Genomic DNA, 19062 nt, shown 5'->3' with positions numbered 1-19062 from the left:
ATGGTTATTGCTCCACTGGTTAGCGTTTATTGTCCCACTGGCAACTGCGATACATAAGTGCCGAATTCTTTAAAATCTTCTTCTTTCATGACCCGTGGGATTTTTGTTTGCCCACCCATTTTCTTAAACTCCTCGCTCCATTTATAGAAATGACCAGATGGGATTATTTTAACCTTCACACCCTTTAGTGCTTTTCCCCTCGCCACCTTATAGTTCTTATTATTTTCGCTTAATTCATCATCGATAATTTTCGCAGCCGCTTCTTCATCAACGGGCTTATCACTTCCAATGTACCATTCCATAAAAAACTGGTCATCTGTCATTACCGTTGAAGCAGTGAATTCTGCAACTTCGATATTCAGAGCGGACTCTAGTTTCTGTATTGCCTGGTTCATCTTCTGAACAGAAAGCTGTTCTCCCACCACATTGAGATAATGCTTGGTCCTTCCACTGATCTTGATTTCTGCCAGTTTCTTATCTGTTATAATTACTGTATCACCAATCATGTATCTCCATGCGCCAGCAACAGTAGATATTAATAGTACATACTCGGTGTTTTCAGCTGCCTCTTCAAGGGTTAATGCCCGAACGTCCTGTTTGACCATTCCTTCATCATCAATGTTTTCCTCGACGAACGGAACAAATTCAAAAAACACCCCGTTGTTAACTATCAGTGACATTGCCGAAGTGCCGGGTCTTTTTTGAGTGGCGAGATATCCTTCAGAAGCCAGGTAGGTATCGATATAAATCAAAGGCCGTCCGAATAACTTTTCCATACTCTTACGATATGGCTCAAATGCAACCCCGCCTGAAGTATAAACATGGAGGTTAGGCCAGATATCATGTATATTATTCAGCTTGTTTACGTTGATAATTTCTTTAAGCATCAGTTCAACCCAGGATGGAATGCCTGTAATGCTTCCGATATCCCAACCGGGTGCTTCTTCTGCAATTCTCCTGACGCGCTCATCCCAGTTTTCAATTGAAGCAATTTCAAACCCGGGTTTGTAAAAACTCTTGAACCAGGCCGGTATATTGGCGGCGCTTATCCCGCTTATCTCGCCTTCCTGGTGGTCCTCCGCCTGGATGAGGCTTGTACTGCTACCCAGCATCATTATCTGCTTCTCAAAAAAGTCGGCAGGTAAATCAAAATTTTTGAGGCTCATCACCTGTTGCATGCCGGATTTCCGGATAGCGTTTAACATGTCGTCTGTGACAGGGATGTATTTTTTATTACTGGTAGTACCACTGCTGAGTGCGAAAAACTTCTGCCCGCCGGGCCAGGTTACGTTCTGATGACCATCAAGCAGGTATTTCCACCATTCTGAATAGATTTTATCATAATCATGATAGGGAACATTCTGCTGGAAAGATTTAACCAGGTCGGTACTTTGGAGTATCTCACCAAATTTATATTTCCTTCCAAAAGCTGTTAACCTTGATTTTTTCAATAACTGCTTAAGCACGGCTTTCTGTGCTTTAACAGGATTTGGTTCGGAACTGATGTACCCCGTAAAGTCGATCGCCTTTTTAATAACCTCGCCAATCAGCGCCATAGATTGTGTTTCCGGCAGGTTTGCAATTTTTATGCCTCCGGCGAATATTCTGCACCTGCACCTTGTTAATTTTTAGCCTATTGAGCTTTTAGGCATCAAAATCGGAAAATAGGCTACCTGTTGTGCAAGTTTTGTATAGTCGCGAGGAAAGCTGGGTCGCCTGTCGATCTGAATTAATTAATTGCATTAAGCAAAATCCCCGAACTTTAACACCTATGCAAACTGCCAGGAAAACCAGGTCCGGGGAAATATTGTTATTGATAATAATCGTCCTTTGTGGCTGGTTTGCATTAGTTGCCCAGATGAAGATAAATATCGGTTCTGAAGCGGCGCCTTTACCCGAACTCCTGGTGAGGTATTTCAGCTATTTCACATTATTAACCAACCTCATCGTTGCGTTGGTCTGCACCTCTGTATTATGTTTCCCTGATTCCGCCCTTGGAAAATTTGCGGCGGGCTACACCACACAAACAGCTGTGACAACATACATTCTGATAGTGGGCATCGTGTATAATGTGGTGCTAAGACCGCTCTGGAAACCAACCGGCCTGCAAAAGCCGGTTGATGAATTGCTGCACACCGTGATTCCTTTGTTGTTTCTTCTACACTGGATCTTATTTGTGCCTAAAAATCAGCTACCCTACAAAGCGATTTTACCGTGGTTACTATACCCGCTTATCTATGTAATTTTTGTATTGATCAGGGGTTCATTTTCTGGATTTTATCCTTACCCTTTCCTGGACCTTGGCAAATTATCTATACCGGACGTTTTTGTTAATGCTACCGGGATCGCAGTCGCTGTGGTTGTGGTGTCAGCCACCTTGATCCTGATCGGGAACAGATCTGCGATCCAACGGGAAAGTACATACGATTCATTATCCAATTCGTGAATAGGCCACTGCTCACTTATTCCGGTTCGCGGTCTTGTATCCGTGTTCAACAGGCTCATTTTTCATCCATGTTTCTACAACAAATTTGCCTAAAGCCTTTCCGAGCGTCAGTGCAGTTTCGTTGTCAACTTTAAAATGAATACCGGCGTAAAACCTGGAGTCAGCGCAGTCCTGTGCGAGCTGGTGAAATTGTTTTGCATCTGCCGGGAAAAAATATTCCAGTATGGCTGCGGTGGCTCCTGCGCCGGCTGCATGACCTGAAGGATAACCCGGGAATGGTGGCGTTTGAATTAATGGCTTGAATGTGCTATCATATTGCGATGGTCTTATGCCCCAATATGCATACTTAGCATCAAAAACAGCGATGGCCATTTCATGCGAGGCTGTATTCATTACTGCATAGATCCTTGCCACAGCAGGTGCATCGTCACTGATGCGATTCTCAAACATTTTCTGACTGGCAAGCTCCATCCAGAAGCCAGGTCCGAGACTTGCCCAATGATAAGCCAGGCTGCGTGACCGGAATGTTTGCTTAAAATTTTTCATTTCTTTCATTTCGTTTTCAAAATCTGGCGGTGGTGGCGGACGAAACTGATCAACCGATGTTAAAAACATTGGCGTAAACAATGGCAACGTGATACCCATCTGGTAAGCACCCGTCCATTTCTTAGGATCTTTATTTATTGGTCCGGTATATTTTTTTGTCGAGCCGTCATTTTTCGCCTTCTCAATAATTTGCAGAGCCACCTGTTCACCAAGCTTCCAACCTGCTTCAATATCACTCGGGTATTGCACGCCCGCATCTACACGGGATTGAGACGCGGCCCGGGCAAGCGCCAACAGTGAATCACCTTTTCCGGGAATAAAGTAGGCTAGAACATAAGCTGCTGCGGCCGCAGTTACTGTGTGCTCACAGGGATAAGAATAGGTAGATGGCCCACTGATCACAGCCTTCAGCGAAGGATCTGCAGCACCTGGTCTTTTCCTTTTATACTTTAGCTTTTCCTGCCAGGCAATCACGGTAGCATCATAGACTGCCAGGCTCATCCAGGCAAGAGGCATACGAAGCAACACATCGGGATTCTCCCAGGGCATCACGTTATTTGCAATCTGGTTCCACCGGTAGGAAGGGGCACCGGCATCCCAGTATTTAATAGCAGCCAGCTTTGAGGCATCAGGATTTTTCAAACCTTTTCGGATTGTCTCCAACTCCAATTTTGATTGATCAGGTCCGGGAGGAGCGGCGATGGATATCTGCCCGGGATTATCCAGGTGCCAGATCTTCCACGAAGCGGCCTCATAATTAGCAGGTGGTTGGAAGGAAGCCAGCTGTTTATAATCTGTGGGTTGTTTTTTTCCTGTCGATTGGGCCGACACCATAATTGCGGCCAGGAAAAAAATGGATGAGAACATAATCTGTTTCATGTGCTATTGTTTTTATTGTTGTCTGAATCCAGGAAGTATTTCAAATGAGGTTAGGGCCGTCATTTTTGTCCTGGTACAAGTCTATTCAATAAAAAGAATAACATTTACTCACTGTCAATGAACAGCGGTTCAAAGTCTACAAACGACAATGAACAGCTTCTGCCAGATGAAGCCGGGAAAACTTAAGTCACACCGATTAGAAATATGCACTGGTTATGTGGGGTTGATTGACCGAAGCGTGTTGCCTGTACAATGGTTCAGGTCATCTATAGATAATACAACGGGAAGACAAAGATTTACCGATATTTATTTTCTATAAATAAAAAATGAAAAAGCCATTCGACAAAAGAACATTGAGGTTTTATCTATGGGTGGCCATTGCATTTTTATCCTTCAACCTGCTTCATGATCTGACGTCTAATACGGACACTTTTTTTCAACGGGCCGTCAATAATACATGGCGAACCATGTATGTCCTTGCACTCAATTTTTTCCTTTTTGAATACGCAATCCCTTTTGTTCTTCGAAGAAGAAAGTCTGTTATAAACAACGTATTTGTCGGTATTGGGATGACATTCCTGTTACTAATGCTGTATTCATGGGGACTCTCGGGGTGGCGATTTTTTGGTATCGGCCTTGGGCTCTATAACCCTTATCAAACAGCCGGAACCGTTGACGGTGTAGTAACCCAACAGATGTCATTTAGTGTGGGTTCAATTTTCTTTTTTGGGATTACCAGGCATTTATATAACTATTATAAACTAAAACAATCTACCCAGCTGCTGCAGATTGAAAAACAACAGGCTGAACTGAATTATCTTAAATCGCAGACCAATCCGCATTTTTTGTTCAACACCCTCAATAATATTTATGCCCTTGCGAGGGAAAAATCGGACCTGGCACCCGAATCTATTTTGCGGCTGTCGAAAATACTCAGGTATATGCTATATGAAGCCGGTGGCGACTACATCGCCATTGAACAGGAATTAAAGATCATCAGTGACTATATTGCGCTTGAGCAACTCCGTTATGATGACTCATTACGTGTGAACTTCAACAATGATATTGAAGACATGCGGCAAGCTATGCCCCCGCTGCTGCTGATCCCCCTGGTTGAGAACGCATTCAAACATGGAGTATCTGAAACCAGGGGGATGCCGTATGTAAGTATTCATCTTTCAGTAAAAAGCAGGCAATTGCTTTTTATAGTCAAAAATTCCTCTGATGCCGTTGTGTCAACCGGCATTGTCACGGAAAACATCGGGCTCTCTAACCTGAGGCGACAACTTCATTTATTATATACCGATTACAACCTCTCCGTTCAACAGGGCGCTTCTGAGTTTACCGCAACTTTAAAGATCAACCTTGCCACTCACAGGTAATGCCAGTCACATGTTATACCACTCACAGGCAATGCCAGTCACATGTTATGCCACTCACAAGTAATGCAGTCGCATATAATAACTCTCACATGTAATGCCGCTCACATGTTATGCCCTTCACCTTTAATTGCAGGTTGCCGTTTCTAATCCAGTTCACCACTTTTCCAGTCCGAGTAATTTCTTACCAAGAGTTGATAATTCAGCAGTTTTATATTTGCTCTGCTCCCATCCCCTTGGATCACCCGGAAAAGCATAACCTTCAGGAGCTCTTCTTTCTCTCCATGACGAAATGCGCCATTCCCTCAGTTCATCATTCTCTTCTTCTGCCGGCATCATTGATATGTATTGAGCCATCCGCACCTTATCAGCACTTGTGTTTGCCCTTATCCCATGCGGTTGAGTACTGTTGAATATTAACAGGTCCCCCGCTTCCATCGACACCTTTTCAATTTCAAAACCGGTAACATCGGGTTTAAAATGATCACGGTCTTCCGGTTGCGTCAGCTTCCATGTATCATAGGTTCGGTACAGCTCGGGTACACACTGAAAGCCCCCCATGTTTTTGTCGGTCTGATCCGCAAGCGCCAAAACTCCCTGCACATTTTGTGGCCGGGTTTCAGGATCGTAATCCCAATGGATAAAACCCTTGTATTCGTGGCCGGGACGAATAGGGAAATTGAGATTTGCCCTGTCTATAGTAACCCAGAGTTTTTTCGTGCCCCAGATATCAGCAAATGCCTGGTGCACCTTGGGGTACTGCCGGTTGTCCCATAAATACTGGTGGTTGTACACTTCTACCATTCCGGTATTTGTGAGCTCCTTCATCTTCATCTCAGCTCTTGGTGGTGCATACCAGGTCTCCGGATCAGCAGGATCCTTTTCCTCAAACTCCCATAGAAAATTGGCGAGTTTTTTGACCTGCTCTTTTGGAACTGCATCTTTTATGACTATATATCCGTTATGCATCCAGAATTTCCACTGTTCCTCTGTTAAGAGTCCAAGCGGTTCACCATTGCTGCGGTCATTCAGTTTTACCCTGCTGCTTTTTGAAGTGGAGGGATTTCCGGGTATGTCTTTGTGAGCATTCATTGTTCCCATTGTCGGGGCCATGGTTCGTTGTTCCATATAACAAGTGTTTTCGTGATTTGATTGTTCAAAGTTCTCCCAGGGATGAATAATTCTTTACCTGCGTGATGACCAATTTTTGCTCAGTATTGACATATTTTTGTCATTGTCCACGATTTATTGGAGTTTTGGAGCAAATTAGCAGGGTCTTGAAAATTCAGAAAGAAACAGTTCTCCCGGATCCCGGGCAATCTTTCAAACTATTTAAACCGAGTTTGAAGAATTATTTTTTCTGGCATTATCATCCGGAATACGAGTTGGTTTATGTAGAAGCCATCAACGGGATCCGGCATGTGGGACAACATATTTCGGGTTATATGGAGAGCGACCTTGTACTGATCGGACCCAATGTTCCGCACCTGAACTTCGATTATGGTATCGAAACAGCATACGATCAGACAGTCGTCCAGCTTAAAGAAAATTTCCTGGGTGATGCATTCAAAGAAACGCCGGAATTTTCGCTGATCAATGATCTTTTTCAACGTGCCGGCCTGGGCCTGGCCTTCGGTAAGACAACCAAAAAAATTGTAGCTGAAAAGTTGAAAGTGATGCAGGGTAAAGGGCATTTTGAACAACTATTGAATCTGCTGGAAGTTTTCCAGGTGCTTGCAAATTCGACGGAAATAACTGAACTCAATCACCAGGATACGAGTATCAAATTGTTCATGGATGACAAGATCAGGATGGGAGCTGTCTATAAATATATCCATGCGAATTACGATCAGAAGCCAGACGTTAATGTAGTAGCGGCTGATGTTCATCTGAGTACTGCAGCGTTTTGTCGTTATTTTAAAAAACAAACAAAAATGACTTTTACCGACTTTGTAAATCAATACAGGATCACACAGGCAAAAACTTTATTACTGAAGGACCTGAGCGTTTCGGAGGCCTGTTATGAAGTCGGCTTTGAAAGCCTCTCGCACTTCAACAAATTATTCAGGAAACTTACAGGGGAAAATCCGTCAGTGTTTAAGAAGAGGCACCATTCACGCAATGCATGAGCTTAATATTTGTTTTTACTCAAAAAAATTTTTCATTGTGCTGGTGTTCCTAAGCTCAGAAAGTCTGTGAGGAATATGATTGGGTTCCAGAAAGCCATCGGGGACTGTACCGCATCAGTCGCTTGTTCCGGTCGAGGCGGTGGGCTTATGTTTCCGCAGATAATGCTTATATCGGAACCTGAAGATATTATCGGATGTATAAAAATTGTCCTCTATAGAATTTTTTGACTTTTGGAGCGTATAAATAAGTTCAAATCGCGACCCATAATTCAGACGGTAACCCAATCCGGTGCGAAGCCTGAATCTGTTTGCAAAACGTTCCTCGACGTCTTCAATAGTAAAGAACAATTCAGCATCAACCAAACCATACCACAAGTCATCGGCTGACATAGTCCGGTTATTAAGGGGCATAAGCAATTCTACCCGGGATCTGGGTCGAAAGGTAGTTTGCCACTCTTTTGTGTCGAGGTTTTTTATATTACGCATTTCAAATCGTAACAGTAGTCGCAGTAGAATGCGCTGGTATGGAGTGAGGTGAATCTTCGTTCCGAGCATTGGCCTCACCTCAAATGAGTTGTAGTTTTCTGATTGAAAGGTATAAGAGAACGTTGAGGCCACCATCAGGTCGACCCTTGGACTGAGCGCATACTCAAGCGTGGGTGCATAATCCAGCGCCCACCATCTGGGTTTGCTAAGGAGGGTGCTATATCTGAAAGCGTTCTCGATATTATATTTCTTTGCGAAAGGGTAATTGAGGATATAGTCAAACCATGCCTGCTGCGTAGGAGATTGAGCACGAATCAAACCGTTGATGAAAACCAGGCAGGTAATTATTGTCAGTTTCTTCTTTATAAAGCCCCTGTTTCCCAATGAGCGATAGATGTTCAACATGGATAGTGATTAAGAACCGTGAACTCTGGATTCTGTAATTATCAAATATAAAAAAAATGATACCTAATTCCACATTTCAGAGCTGGCTTGCAGGATTGTTCAACACCTGTTTAATACGTTCTAAGCAAGTTAATGTAAAAGAGAGAAAACCAGCAACTGGAATAACCGGTCCAATTGCAGGCATACTGTGAGACGGAAACTTAATCATGCAGTCCATATTTGACTGATTTAAGGAAGATTAATGGTTTTTCAGGGCATTTGATAACTACCTGGCAGAAACTCTGACATCTGAATTTTTCTATGGATGTGAAATACATTTACAATTCCTAACATTAAGTGTGAACTTTCGTTACCCGGAAATCGCTGAAAGCCTGGCACCGGCTTTTGCCGGGTTTAAACAATGAGTAATTTAGCAACACTGTGATCACGAATTTTTTTATACCGCCTCATCCCTCTCTGAGTCATTTTATTGATAATTATATCCTGTCCACTTCCCACGGAAAAAAGATAACGTTGCGGAGTTCCTGGCCAGCCAGCAACGAAACGAGTCTTGTTTTTCATCTCTCTGATCAACCATATCATTATACCAGTGAGGGCGAGCTTTCCCCCCTTAACAAAGAACGCGGAAGTATTATTGGTCTCCTTTCACACAGCAATGGCAGTGTATCTTTCAATGGCATCTATCACACATTCGTAATCCAGTTCAAGGCAAACGGTTTCAATAAAATATTCCGCATGCCCGTAAACGTGTTCATCAACAAACAATATTATCTCGACGAGGTATTTGGAAAGATCGCAAGAGATCTGAACGAATCATTACAAAATGCCGGCACCATCTACCTGATGGCCGAATTGACAGACAGGTTTCTCCTGCATTTTCTCAATTTGCGGAAGCAATCAACCAGCCTGTACGATGGTATAACTTATGTTTCGAATGAACTATTTCACCATTCTCCATTATTGACCGTTGATCAGTATGCCCAGAAAGCGAATATGAGTGTAAGAAACTTCTCTCGAAGATTCGCAGAACAAACCGGGGTATCACCAAAGTTCTACTGCCGCCTATTGCGATTTAATACTGCCGTCAACACAAAACTAAAATACCCGGAAAGCACCTGGACGTCCATTGCACATGAGTGTGGTTATTTCGATCACATGCACATGATCAGGGATTTTAAGGAATTCGCAAACGCAAATCCATCGTTCCAGGATACAAGTTCAGATATGCCCACTGAAAAATTTGTTTTTTTAAAACGAATTCAACTTAAATAACCACGATTTGATCGCTTTTTTCAAGCTGGCCGATTTTTACTATTCCTATAGTCCTGTGCAATTTATCTTCGCATAGACAATCTCTCAGGATCAATTATGATAACCATAAGGTAGCTCCTCAATTCCCTTAATCGCTTAGGACGAATGCAACATTTTAAACATCAAAGTTTTTACATGAAGACTCAGATCCCCGATAACTGGTACGAAAGTTTTTTTTCCGGTATCAACTGCGAGATGTGGGAAAAAGCGGTGACACCTGAATGGACGTCTGCTGAAGTTGCCTTTGTTAAAGATGTTCTGAACCTGCAACCCGGCTCGGCCGTTCTTGATATGCCTTGTGGAACAGGGAGACATTCCATAGCGTTAGCCAGGGATGGGTTCCAGGTAACAGCCGTTGACATTGCAAAGGAATACACAACTGCTTTGAAAAAGAAGGTGGAGAACGAACAGCTGAGCATCGGGGTCATAGAAGGAGACATACTATCGGTGGATTTAAGCGGTCCGTTCGATGGAGCAATTTGCCTGGGAAACAGCTTTGGATATTTTAGTTACCAGGGTATGGAAAGCTTTGTAAGCAAGGTGTCGAAGGCGCTAAAGCAAGGCGCCAGGTGGACCATCAATACAGGCCTGATGGCTGAAAGTTTCCTTTCGAAGTTTATAAAAGAAAGTAAATATGAGCTGCCTGGTCTGACCATGGAAATAAATAATGACTATGACGAATGGAGCAGTTGTTTATTAACCACACTTACTTATACGAAGGACAACCAACAGGAAGTGCATCACTTTAACCACTATGTCTACACGGTGGCAGAACTGATCAGGTTGCTGGGAAAATCAGGTTTAAGAACAATCAAATTGTACAGCTCAACGAATAAAGACGAGTACAAACTGGGCGATGCACAGTTGTATTTAGTAGCCGAAAAAACAGGATCGGTGCTTCTGGAATATGGGTCATGATTGAAACGCAACGCCGGTAATCTCTGCGCACAGGTTCACAAATTGTTCCTGCAATGCCAGGTCATCAGCTGCGGGGTTATAATGTCTTTGTTTTTGATGATGAAAATAGCGGCCGCTTACCTTTGCCGGCAGATCGTTGCTTGTGGCCAGCCAAACCTGTGTCTCATATCCTTTTTTAAGATCGTCAGGGGCTCCTTTTCCACCCATCTTTGTGGGAACCCAACCCGGATCGACCGCATTGGCGTAAACCCGTGGCCATTTCGTTGCCGCTGCTTTACAAAGCAGCATTACATGCAGCTTTGTATCAGCGTAGCTAATACTACCGATATCTGATCTGAAATTGTTCAGTTTCGCATGTCCCTGCAAGTGCATACCGGAGCTCAGGTAGATCAATCGCTGCGGTACATTTACCAGGCAGGTAAGAATATATGGAGCCAGAGTATTGACAGCAAACACGTCTTTTTGTGGAGCTTTATAAAGCCCCGCATTGTGAATGACGGCATCAAACGTCCCTTTCGCGTTTACTGCCAAAGCCAGCCGTTTTGTGTCTTCTAAATTGCCCAGGTCCGCAGTGACAACACCATCTGCACCGGGCAGTTTATCAAGGGCCTCCCGGCCTCTTTTCTCATTACGTGCATGAAGCAGGACCTGGTGGCCCTTTGCGATCAGCTCCTTTGCTGCCAGTTGTCCAAGACCATCTGCTGAGCCAGTGATAAATATTCTTGCCATCCGGGTACTGTATTTATGACTTTGGGACTGTTTTGAAGCGAGCCGTCCGTTTGATGCTTTTCCTAATTACAGAGTTTCAGGAATGTTTTCGCACAATCGACACTTTCATTAAATGATAACGGCTTTGTTAGATAGGCATCTGCCCCAAGGGAAAGGCAACGTTCTTTTTCGATAGGATTAACGGAAGTGGAATAAATTATTATGGGGATGTGTTTGAAACGGTCGTCGCTCTTGAGACGTTGAAGGGTATTTGTACCGTTCAGTTTGGGCATGTTGAGATCCAGGACAATCAGGGACGGGATCATAGCGGCGCTGAAATTCAGATCAAGTACTTCCAGAGCGTGTACACCATCATTGGCAAACATCATCACATCGCCGGCTCCCAGTGATTCCATTGCATCCTGGATAATCAGTTTATCGTCCTCGTCATCGTCAGCCAGCAGTATTTTCCTTGAAGCCATGCGAGCGGTTATTGCCTATTGAAGTATTGGTAAAGTTACAAAAAATACAGAGCCTTCTCCTTCCTTGCCTTCAGCCCAGATTTTTCCCTCGTGAATATCAACAATTTTTCGGCAAATCGCAAGCCCCAGCCCTGTCCCTTCATAAACTGTCCGATCGTGCAGTCTTTGAAACAGGGTAAACATCTGGGGGAGATACTGTTCATCGAAACCTATACCGTTGTCTTTAAATGAAAGTTTGTGATGATCACCCTCTGATTCGTATGATATCTCGATAACGGGGGCATGTGCGGGCCTGGAATATTTGAGTGAATTGGAGATAATGTTTTCAAACAGCTGTCGCAACATCCGGGCATCACCCGCTATCCTGGGTAATGATTGAATTTTTATCGTGGCCTTTTTTTCCTCAATTACCAGCTCCAGGTCCTGGAAAGCTTCGTTGGCAATCTCATTGAGGTCAATCTCCTGGGTTTTTAATTCAGCTTTATTTATCTGTGAAAAAAGCAGCAAATCGTGAATGAGATTCCGCATCCTTTCGGAAGCACGTTTAATACCCTCAAGATAATTAACCCCTTTGGTATCGAGTGAATTACGGTATCTGCTTAAAACGGTGTCACTATAATACAGTAATTTCCTGACGGGTTCCTGCAGATCATGGGATGCCACAAATGCGAACTCCTGCAACTCTTTATTACTTCGTCCCAGTTCGCCTATATATTTTTCGAGTGTGTCCTGGTTTTCCCTTAATTGTTCCTGTGTCCTTTTTAACTCGACATTGTCTTTCAAAGTCTCTTCGTAGACCTTCTGTGCATGAATATCCACTATAAAACCTATCCAGTGATGAGATTGCGCATCCTGATCATCAAAGAGTGATAACGAGACCTGGTGCCATAAATACTCGTTGCTGTTAATATTCCTGAGTCTGGCCTGTGTTTTTAAAATGGCCGCACCTTTCATGACCGGATTCTTCATCAGCAAAAGAAAAGCATCATAATCCGATTTATATACCACCGATTTCCATTTGTTTCTATTCAGGCTTTCAAGCGATTCACCGGTAAATTTTCCCAGCCAGTCATTAGCATATAAAATCCTGCCTTCTTTATCCATTGAAAATATAATCATGGGTAAGCTGTCAGTCAGGGCCTTATACTGTGCTTCACTTTTTTGAACTTTCTCCGAAAGGGCCTGCAGCTGTTCGTTTTTCCGCTTGAGTTCTTCATAAGGCGAAATCGAAGGTTCATTCCGGAACAACCTTCTCCATTCATCCAGCTTATGTATATCTATACGAAATGAAGGCTCAATATAATAGAATAATTCTATGGAGTTTCCGGCTTCAGATGAGGAAACATTGTATTTATTTACCAGCCGCTTAGCGTAAGCCAGGCCCGTATTTTCAGTTTCGTTGCCGGATTGCTCGTCCTGCAGGCAGGCCACTATATACTTATCCCGGGCACTGGTCTCCACACTCAGTATCAGGCAACCACCCGTTTGACTTTCAATGGTATGCCTGGATATTTCTGAAACCGCCGTGGCAAATGTTGTCTGTGCTGAAAGGGACAGGCCAGACAACTCCGCCAGCTTCATGGAGCGTTTATGGGCAAGGATGAGATCCATCTCATTTTGTAACGTTACTCTTGCTAATTCATGCATCCGCTATAAATTTATCTTACAGACTGCGACTGACATGTCATCAGTATTTCTCGCATAATCTTTCAGTAGTGAGGCACATAAAATGGAAGCATCATAGCGTTGTATAGCCGGATACCGGACCGTGTCCCATTTCGATTTCAGTCCATCACTGCACATTATGAGGTGCTGGCCCCTTTCATAGTCCAATTCTTGTGCGTTTAGTGTTCTCGGTACGTTCAAACCAATTATGCCATTATATGGCATAAGGTTTTTTGTTTCGGATGAATTACCAACCCTGGTGCTGATATTCCCTACGCCACATATTCTCCATTTTTTTTTCACCAGGTCAAGGATAGCGATCGTTCCAACCAGTCCCCTGGTTCTTTTTACTTCATCGTTTATGTGCCTGATAACTTCTGTAGGCTCAACCTCCGGACAATTCAGAAAGGCCTTTCCCGCTTCCAGAACGGCATTGGCTGCGTCAGGTCCGTGCCCGAGTCCATCCCCTAAAAATAAACTTATATGATCGTTTGTAGCTTTCTGGAAGAAACCGTCGCCAGAGGTTGATTCGCCCGGCTTGGGTAATACTATCGATTTGATCTCATCTTTCGGCAATTTACTGAAGCGTGGGAATTCCTCGTTGAAAAGGCGGACAAGGATTACGGTACCCCAGTCACGGAGAGAATAAACCTGGAAAAGATCAGATAATCTTTTCATAGCCCCAAGGCCCTGCCCCAGCGTGTTTTTTGTGGATACACCGTCAGCGACCATGCGACTTACATCCGTCATACCGGGACCATTATCTATGCTGATCAGCTCAATGCCCTGGTTCCCGTCTTTTTCGATCAGTTTTACCAGCACTTGTCCCCCACCTGCGTGTTTGACAAGGTTGGATACCATTTCGGCCACTATGATGTCCAGTTCGCCAAGTTTTCCTTCATTAAAACCGGCACTTGCTGCAAGGTTGTGAATCTCTTTCTTTAAAATGGCAAAATAACTTCTATCGTCCGCTTTTAACGCAACATGTGTTCTGCTAACCATTTTTCCATTTTAGAATTGTCACTTTGGTACCTGCCCCTACTTCACTTTTAATCTCAAATTCGCTCACTAATCTTTTAGTGCCCGGTAATCCAATGCCCAGGCTTTTCCCGGTGGTGTAACCATCTTTCATAGCAAGGGAAATGTCCTTGATTCCCGGACCCTTATCTTCGAAAGTGAGTCGTATCCCGGTATCCCTTCCCTGGGTTACCACTTCTATCAACGCGATACCCCCGCCTGCATATTTAAGCATATTCCGGACTAACTCACTGGCTGCAGTTATGAGCTTCGTTTGATTAACGAGACTCATGCCGGTCTTTACCGCATATTCTTTTACGCGGTTGCGAAAGGGCACCACGTCCTGCTCCTTTTCAATCTGCATTTTATCTTTATTCAGAACCAGCTTCATCGTCTTCGGATTCTAACTCATCAGAACCAATTTTCTCTTTTAATAAATCCATCCCTTTCTCAACGTTTAAAGCAGTATGAACGCCCTTCAATTCCAGGCCGAGTTCAATCAGCGTAATGGCAACAGCGGGTTGCATGCCCACGACAACCGTTTCAGCATCCATAATTTTTGACATGCTGCCAATGTTGCCGAGTATTCGACCCATAAAGGAATCAACGATAGATAAAGCTGAGATGTCAATAAGTACGCCCTTTGCTTCTGTTTTGTTTACCATCTGAACCAGGTCGGATTCGAGGTTTGTGGCAAGCCTGTCGTATAAATCAATCTGGATGGTAACCAGCAAAAAATTACCCATCCGGAGAATCGGAATCCTATCCATATCTAAAATGCTGCTTTATTATTTTGAACTTTTTTGACTTCCATTTTCAGCAGGCTAAAAGCATATTTCAGAGCACTCGCCATGGTGGCCTTGGTAACAATATTGGAAAGATCTATACCAAGATGTACGATGGTTTGGGCAATCTCGGGCCTGATCCCGCTGATAATACATTCAGCACCCATCAGGCGGGTAGCTGCAACCGTTTTAATCAGGTGTTGAGCCACGAGTGAATCAACAGCCGGCACACCGGAGATGTCGAGTATCGCTATCGTGCTCCCGCTCGCAACAATCTCCTGCAACAGGTTTTCCATCACAACCTGGGTGCGGGCACTGTCAAGGGTTCCGATGATAGGAAGTGCTAAAATGCCTTCCCAGACACGGATCACGGGAGTGGAAATTTCTGTGATCTCGTTGGTCTGGCGCAGGATCACATCTTCCCTGCCTTTAATATAAGTTTCGAAGGTAAAAGTCGCCAGGCTATCCATAAGCTTGTTTACCCTTGAGATTGCATCAACCAGTGCCGCAGGATTATCTCCCAGTGAAGAATGCAATGTGTTCAATAATGCATCTTTAAGGCTGAACAGATAGATTCCGGTTTCTCTTGGCGAAAATCCCTGTTTGGCTCTTGAAATAGAAATGCCGCCCAGTATTTCCTGGACAGGCTCAAACTCCGACGATTGAACCTCGGTCAAATTCCTGTCTGTAATGACCCTCAATAAGGAGTTTAGCAATTCCTCGGATTGTTCTCTTAATTCTTCGTTACTCATCAGATCTTCGCGGAGACCGGCATCACTTAGTTGAGCGCTCATCCAATCTTCTGAGATCTGCTTCTTTTTCTTTTGAAGCAATTTTGCGATGTCTGTGTTCATGAATGTTAGTTGTATTTTAAATCTTAGCCTTAAATTAGTATTGGAGGATTATGTCGCATGAAAATAGGTCGCTATTGCCAAAGTTTATGAGACATTTACCCGAGAAGTCGAAATATATGTGAATTCGCTGGATTTCGCTGATTTTTTGTCAGCGGATGCGGGCGACGAGTCACTTTTCGGGTGTTTTCAATGACGGCGCCCGTTAGTCGAAAACACTGATATTTTTTATCAGCCTTAATAAGGTGCCGGCCTGAGCCGTGAATGTTTGTGATCAAAGGAGATTTTTCCAACCAAAAGTAAGTTGCAAGGGAATAGGATCTATGGTTTTGGTTTATACTGGTTAGCCCTTACATTATTCGCAGCAAGACTTACAGTTTCCTCGATTCTTCTGAGCCTGGTGGCGGGCGTCTTTGCATTTAGTATCCATTCCAGAATACCTCTCTTCACCGAACGTGGAAAGGCTTCAAAATGACCAGCAGCTTCCTGATTAGCGTTCAACAAGGTTTTCAGATCACCGGGTATAACCAGGTTTTCGATATCGTCCAAAGCTTCCCATTTTCCATTTGCCTTTGCTTGCTCTATGACCGCGAGACCTGGAGGTGTCATTAATCCCTCCTCCATTAACTTTTTTACTCTATCCTTGTTGATTTTACTCCAGTTACTCGATGGATTTCTTTTGGCGAAGAACTGGTAAAAGCTTTCTTCATTCCGTTTATTCGGCTTACTATCGATCCATCCGAAACATAATGCCTCCTCTACCGCTTCAGCATAACTGATGCTTTTTTTGGTAGCACCCTTTTTATAGATAATTAACCAGACAGACTTTGCTTTGTCGCAGTGTTTAGATAACCATTTCCGCCACGCCTCCCTGTCTTTCGCATAGAAGGTTTTTACACCATCTTTTGTTTCCATTTGCTTAAGCTTAAGTCATTACGTAAACAAACAACCTGAATCTTTGTTGACATGCCTACTGCCTTGAAGCTGCCCCCGCCGAACGTCGACTGGACTATTCGGATAAATTCATACCTTTAACCGGTTCACGCGACAAATGTTGGTCACGGCGATCTTCTTTCCTGTAATTCTGTTTGACTTTTTTCTCCGGTTGAATTTCTTATACAACTGTACCCCCTGTTATACAATACCATTCCTCGCCCTAATAACTATTATTAACCAGCAGTCCCATCCCTCAATCTGTCAACTCTATTTGCTCATCGGCCCCGTCCATCGCTCCAATAGCTATTGTGAAATCAGTCCCGTTCCGACCTCTACAGCAACTATTGTTAACCAACCAACCGTGGCGACGTGACGCAACAGCAATGAAAAAGTATCTGATTTCCCTCGCATTATTATCTTTTGGATTTTTCAGCCTGGCTCAAAGCACGTTTACCCAGGCAACCTTTCAGGAAATGTTAGACGAGTACAAAAAAGACAACAAGGCATTTCTCACAACCCGGCTGGCTGAAGATTTTAGATATAGTAATCCAAAGGGCAAGTTTCAAAAGAAAGCGGAACTCATTCCAAAGGAAACTGCGAAGATTATTAAAACGGAGATCCTGGAACCCGTTGTTTTTCAATCAGGCGACCTGGCTGTTGTTAGTGGAATACACAAAACAACACGGATTGGAAGTGACGGAAATGAAGCTACCTCGGAAGTTGCATGCACATATACTTTTCAAAGACGAAACGGAAAGTGGTTTTTCGTTGCCTCGCAGCAAACGAATTTAACTGAGTGAAGATGCGTCATTACCACACCTGATTGATAATCCCTTAACTGTCAACCTATTTGAGTAGAAATAGGACAATTTCCTTATTATTCCTGATCCAAATGCGGGATTAAAGGTCTCACTGATCCGGTAATACGGCGCTATTGGCCTAATAAGGTTACATTACAGGAAGGCGGGATATTCCTCCGGCTGAACAATCAACATAATGACAACTAATATCCTGGCTAATGAGCTCACTGCAGCTTTAACTCCACCCATCGAAAAAAAAGGACTGCACATGAAAGCGCTTGTTTATCATGGAGCGGGGAAGAAAACCTGGGAAGAAAAACCGAAACCAGCGATAGTAACATCTACCGATGCGATTGTGAAGATCATAAAGACAACAATATGTGGAACCGATCTTCATATTCTCAAAGGCGATGTACCCGAAGTTACCGACGGGCGTATCCTGGGTCACGAGGGCATCGGTATAATTGAAGAAGCCGGAACAGCGGTAACTGATTTCAAGAAAGGAGATCACGTTTTAATTTCTTGTATAACATCTTGTGGTAAATGTTCTTTCTGCAAAAAAAGAATGTATTCGCATTGTGAAAACGGTGGTTGGATACTTGGCCATCTGATTGATGGTACCCAGGCAGAATATGTACGCATACCCTTTGCCGATACAAGCCTTTATCATGTACCCGCAAGCGCTGATGAAGAGGCATTGGTGATGTTAAGCGACATTCTACCCACCGGTTTCGAATGTGGCGTATTGAACGGGCAGGTGGCGCCCGGTGACACGGTGGCAATTGTTGGTGCCGGGCCGATAGGCCTTGCGACATTACTGACGGCCCAATTTTATACACCTGCAGAAATCATCATGGTAGATGTTGATGATAATCGCCTGGCAGTTGCGAAACAGTTTGGTGCGACTCATATAGTAAACAGCAGTACCGAAAATGCCAGCGAAAAAATAATGCTGCTGACGGATAATAAAGGCGTTGACGTGGCTATAGAGGCAGTCGGCATTCCGGCCACCTTTGTACTGTGCCAGGAAATCATCGCCGCCGGTGGACGCATCGCTAATGTAGGTGTTCACGGCAAGTCCGCTCCGTTGCATTTGGAGACCCTATGGTCGAAAAACATTACAATTACAACCAGGCTCGTAGATACGGTATCAACACCCATGCTCCTAAAAACAGTGACCGCAAAAAGGTTGGATGCAACTAAGCTCATTACCCATCGCTTTGCATTAAGTGATATCATGCGGGCTTATGAAACGTTTGAAAATGCAGCAGAAGAGAAAGCGCTGAAAGTTATATTAACCAATGAGTAATTGCAAAAAA

Annotated in this window: 19 protein-coding genes; 7 read left to right on the top strand and 12 right to left on the bottom strand. The window is 43.8% G+C overall.

Features of this window, described 5'->3' with window-relative positions; genetic code table 11:
- Positions 1-26 precede the first annotated feature (26 nt).
- Positions 27-1556 (bottom strand): GH3 family acyl-acid amido synthetase, encoded by a 1530-nt coding sequence (locus tag ACX0G7_RS22520; protein ID WP_458925786.1) that lies wholly within the window; start codon positions 1554-1556, stop codon positions 27-29.
- 215 nt (positions 1557-1771) lie between these two features.
- Here ACX0G7_RS22520 and ACX0G7_RS22515 point away from each other — a divergent pair, with 215 nt between their 5' ends.
- Positions 1772-2446, top strand: coding sequence for a Pr6Pr family membrane protein (locus ACX0G7_RS22515; protein ID WP_458925785.1), 675 nt, complete (start codon positions 1772-1774; stop codon positions 2444-2446).
- Between the two features lie 12 nt (positions 2447-2458).
- Here the strand turns inward: ACX0G7_RS22515 and ACX0G7_RS22510 are convergent, their stop codons facing one another.
- The gene (locus tag ACX0G7_RS22510; protein ID WP_458925784.1) at positions 2459-3871 is read right to left on the bottom strand and encodes a phosphatase PAP2 family protein; all 1413 of its coding nucleotides are present in this window, start codon (positions 3869-3871) and stop codon (positions 2459-2461) included.
- A 326-nt stretch (positions 3872-4197) separates the two neighbouring features.
- Here ACX0G7_RS22510 and ACX0G7_RS22505 point away from each other — a divergent pair, with 326 nt between their 5' ends.
- Positions 4198-5253: a sensor histidine kinase gene (locus ACX0G7_RS22505; RefSeq protein WP_458925783.1), complete on the top strand. Its 1056-nt coding sequence runs from the start codon at positions 4198-4200 to the stop codon at positions 5251-5253.
- Positions 5254-5406: 153 nt separating this feature from the next.
- Here ACX0G7_RS22505 and ACX0G7_RS22500 read toward each other — a convergent pair whose 3' ends face one another.
- On the bottom strand, positions 5407-6378 hold the full coding sequence (locus ACX0G7_RS22500; protein WP_458925782.1) for a phytanoyl-CoA dioxygenase family protein: 972 nt from the start codon (positions 6376-6378) through the stop codon (positions 5407-5409).
- Between the two features lie 149 nt (positions 6379-6527).
- Here ACX0G7_RS22500 and ACX0G7_RS22495 point away from each other — a divergent pair, with 149 nt between their 5' ends.
- Complete coding sequence (locus ACX0G7_RS22495; protein ID WP_458925781.1) at positions 6528-7379, top strand: AraC family transcriptional regulator; 852 nt, start codon at positions 6528-6530, stop codon at positions 7377-7379.
- 114 nt (positions 7380-7493) lie between these two features.
- Here the strand turns inward: ACX0G7_RS22495 and ACX0G7_RS22490 are convergent, their stop codons facing one another.
- Complete coding sequence (locus ACX0G7_RS22490) at positions 7494-8270, bottom strand: DUF2490 domain-containing protein (protein WP_458925780.1); 777 nt, start codon at positions 8268-8270, stop codon at positions 7494-7496.
- A 420-nt stretch (positions 8271-8690) separates the two neighbouring features.
- Here ACX0G7_RS22490 and ACX0G7_RS22485 point away from each other — a divergent pair, with 420 nt between their 5' ends.
- Entirely contained in the window at positions 8691-9542 is an 852-nt protein-coding gene (locus ACX0G7_RS22485; RefSeq protein ID WP_458925779.1) for a helix-turn-helix domain-containing protein, read from the top strand.
- 174 nt (positions 9543-9716) lie between these two features.
- Positions 9717-10499 carry an SAM-dependent methyltransferase gene (locus ACX0G7_RS22480; protein WP_458925778.1) on the top strand — a complete coding sequence of 261 codons (783 nt, stop codon included), beginning with the start codon at positions 9717-9719 and terminating at the stop codon, positions 10497-10499.
- On the opposite strand, the gene ACX0G7_RS22475 is transcribed toward ACX0G7_RS22480, so the two are convergent.
- The 8 genes from ACX0G7_RS22475 to ACX0G7_RS22440 all read right to left on the bottom strand — a co-directional run bounded on the left by ACX0G7_RS22475 (position 10494) and on the right by ACX0G7_RS22440 (position 16922).
- Entirely contained in the window at positions 10494-11228 is a 735-nt protein-coding gene (locus tag ACX0G7_RS22475; RefSeq protein ID WP_458925777.1) for an SDR family NAD(P)-dependent oxidoreductase, read from the bottom strand. The genes ACX0G7_RS22480 and ACX0G7_RS22475 overlap by 6 nt on opposite strands.
- A gap of 62 nt (positions 11229-11290) precedes the next feature.
- Entirely contained in the window at positions 11291-11689 is a 399-nt protein-coding gene (locus ACX0G7_RS22470) for a response regulator (protein ID WP_458925776.1), read from the bottom strand.
- 15 nt (positions 11690-11704) lie between these two features.
- Positions 11705-13336 carry an ATP-binding protein gene (locus ACX0G7_RS22465; protein WP_458925775.1) on the bottom strand — a complete coding sequence of 544 codons (1632 nt, stop codon included), beginning with the start codon at positions 13334-13336 and terminating at the stop codon, positions 11705-11707.
- A 3-nt stretch (positions 13337-13339) separates the two neighbouring features.
- The gene (locus ACX0G7_RS22460) at positions 13340-14356 is read right to left on the bottom strand and encodes an ATP-binding SpoIIE family protein phosphatase (RefSeq protein WP_458925774.1); all 1017 of its coding nucleotides are present in this window, start codon (positions 14354-14356) and stop codon (positions 13340-13342) included.
- On the bottom strand, positions 14349-14762 hold the full coding sequence (locus tag ACX0G7_RS22455) for an anti-sigma regulatory factor (RefSeq protein ID WP_458925773.1): 414 nt from the start codon (positions 14760-14762) through the stop codon (positions 14349-14351). Before ACX0G7_RS22455 ends, ACX0G7_RS22460 begins: the two co-directional genes overlap by 8 nt.
- Positions 14743-15141, bottom strand: a complete 399-nt coding sequence (locus ACX0G7_RS22450; RefSeq protein WP_458925772.1) for an STAS domain-containing protein — start codon at positions 15139-15141, stop codon at positions 14743-14745. The genes ACX0G7_RS22455 and ACX0G7_RS22450 overlap by 20 nt, the downstream gene beginning before the upstream one ends.
- Positions 15142-15143: 2 nt before the next feature.
- A complete protein-coding gene (locus ACX0G7_RS22445; protein ID WP_458925771.1) occupies positions 15144-16010 on the bottom strand; it encodes an STAS domain-containing protein in 867 nt (288 codons plus the stop codon).
- 318 nt (positions 16011-16328) lie between these two features.
- The gene (locus ACX0G7_RS22440; protein ID WP_458925770.1) at positions 16329-16922 is read right to left on the bottom strand and encodes a YdeI/OmpD-associated family protein; all 594 of its coding nucleotides are present in this window, start codon (positions 16920-16922) and stop codon (positions 16329-16331) included.
- 404 nt (positions 16923-17326) lie between these two features.
- Between ACX0G7_RS22440 and ACX0G7_RS22435 the strand changes: the two genes are divergently transcribed.
- Together ACX0G7_RS22435 and ACX0G7_RS22430 are read left to right on the top strand one after the other, a co-directional pair.
- Positions 17327-17743, top strand: coding sequence for a nuclear transport factor 2 family protein (locus ACX0G7_RS22435; protein ID WP_458925769.1), 417 nt, complete (start codon positions 17327-17329; stop codon positions 17741-17743).
- A 196-nt stretch (positions 17744-17939) separates the two neighbouring features.
- Positions 17940-19052: a zinc-dependent alcohol dehydrogenase family protein gene (locus ACX0G7_RS22430; protein WP_458925768.1), complete on the top strand. Its 1113-nt coding sequence runs from the start codon at positions 17940-17942 to the stop codon at positions 19050-19052.
- Positions 19053-19062 lie beyond the last annotated feature (10 nt).

The organism is Flavitalea antarctica (assembly GCF_054461535.1).
Note: the sequence above shows the minus strand (reverse complement) of the source record. Positions and strands in the feature narration are given on the sequence as shown.

Bases quoted from the DNA above. Each gene is read 5' to 3' on its own strand.
- ACX0G7_RS22500 (WP_458925782.1), bottom strand. From the start codon at position 6,378: ATGGAACAACGAACCATGGCCCCGACAATGGGAACAATGAATGCTCAC.
- ACX0G7_RS22465 (WP_458925775.1), bottom strand. From the start codon at position 13,336: ATGCATGAATTAGCAAGAGTAACGTTACAAAATGAGATGGATCTCATC.
- ACX0G7_RS22440 (WP_458925770.1), bottom strand. From the start codon at position 16,922: ATGGAAACAAAAGATGGTGTAAAAACCTTCTATGCGAAAGACAGGGAG.
- ACX0G7_RS22430 (WP_458925768.1), top strand. From the start codon at position 17,940: ATGACAACTAATATCCTGGCTAATGAGCTCACTGCAGCTTTAACTCCA.
- ACX0G7_RS22520 (WP_458925786.1), bottom strand. From the start codon at position 1,556: ATGGCGCTGATTGGCGAGGTTATTAAAAAGGCGATCGACTTTACGGGG.
- ACX0G7_RS22435 (WP_458925769.1), top strand. From the start codon at position 17,327: ATGAAAAAGTATCTGATTTCCCTCGCATTATTATCTTTTGGATTTTTC.
- ACX0G7_RS22505 (WP_458925783.1), top strand. From the start codon at position 4,198: ATGAAAAAGCCATTCGACAAAAGAACATTGAGGTTTTATCTATGGGTG.
- ACX0G7_RS22510 (WP_458925784.1), bottom strand. From the start codon at position 3,871: ATGAAACAGATTATGTTCTCATCCATTTTTTTCCTGGCCGCAATTATG.
- ACX0G7_RS22455 (WP_458925773.1), bottom strand. From the start codon at position 14,762: ATGAAGCTGGTTCTGAATAAAGATAAAATGCAGATTGAAAAGGAGCAG.
- ACX0G7_RS22475 (WP_458925777.1), bottom strand. From the start codon at position 11,228: ATGGCAAGAATATTTATCACTGGCTCAGCAGATGGTCTTGGACAACTG.
- ACX0G7_RS22515 (WP_458925785.1), top strand. From the start codon at position 1,772: ATGCAAACTGCCAGGAAAACCAGGTCCGGGGAAATATTGTTATTGATA.
- ACX0G7_RS22490 (WP_458925780.1), bottom strand. From the start codon at position 8,270: ATGTTGAACATCTATCGCTCATTGGGAAACAGGGGCTTTATAAAGAAG.
- ACX0G7_RS22480 (WP_458925778.1), top strand. From the start codon at position 9,717: ATGAAGACTCAGATCCCCGATAACTGGTACGAAAGTTTTTTTTCCGGT.
- ACX0G7_RS22445 (WP_458925771.1), bottom strand. From the start codon at position 16,010: ATGAACACAGACATCGCAAAATTGCTTCAAAAGAAAAAGAAGCAGATC.
- ACX0G7_RS22470 (WP_458925776.1), bottom strand. From the start codon at position 11,689: ATGGCTTCAAGGAAAATACTGCTGGCTGACGATGACGAGGACGATAAA.
- ACX0G7_RS22460 (WP_458925774.1), bottom strand. From the start codon at position 14,356: ATGGTTAGCAGAACACATGTTGCGTTAAAAGCGGACGATAGAAGTTAT.
- ACX0G7_RS22450 (WP_458925772.1), bottom strand. From the start codon at position 15,141: ATGGATAGGATTCCGATTCTCCGGATGGGTAATTTTTTGCTGGTTACC.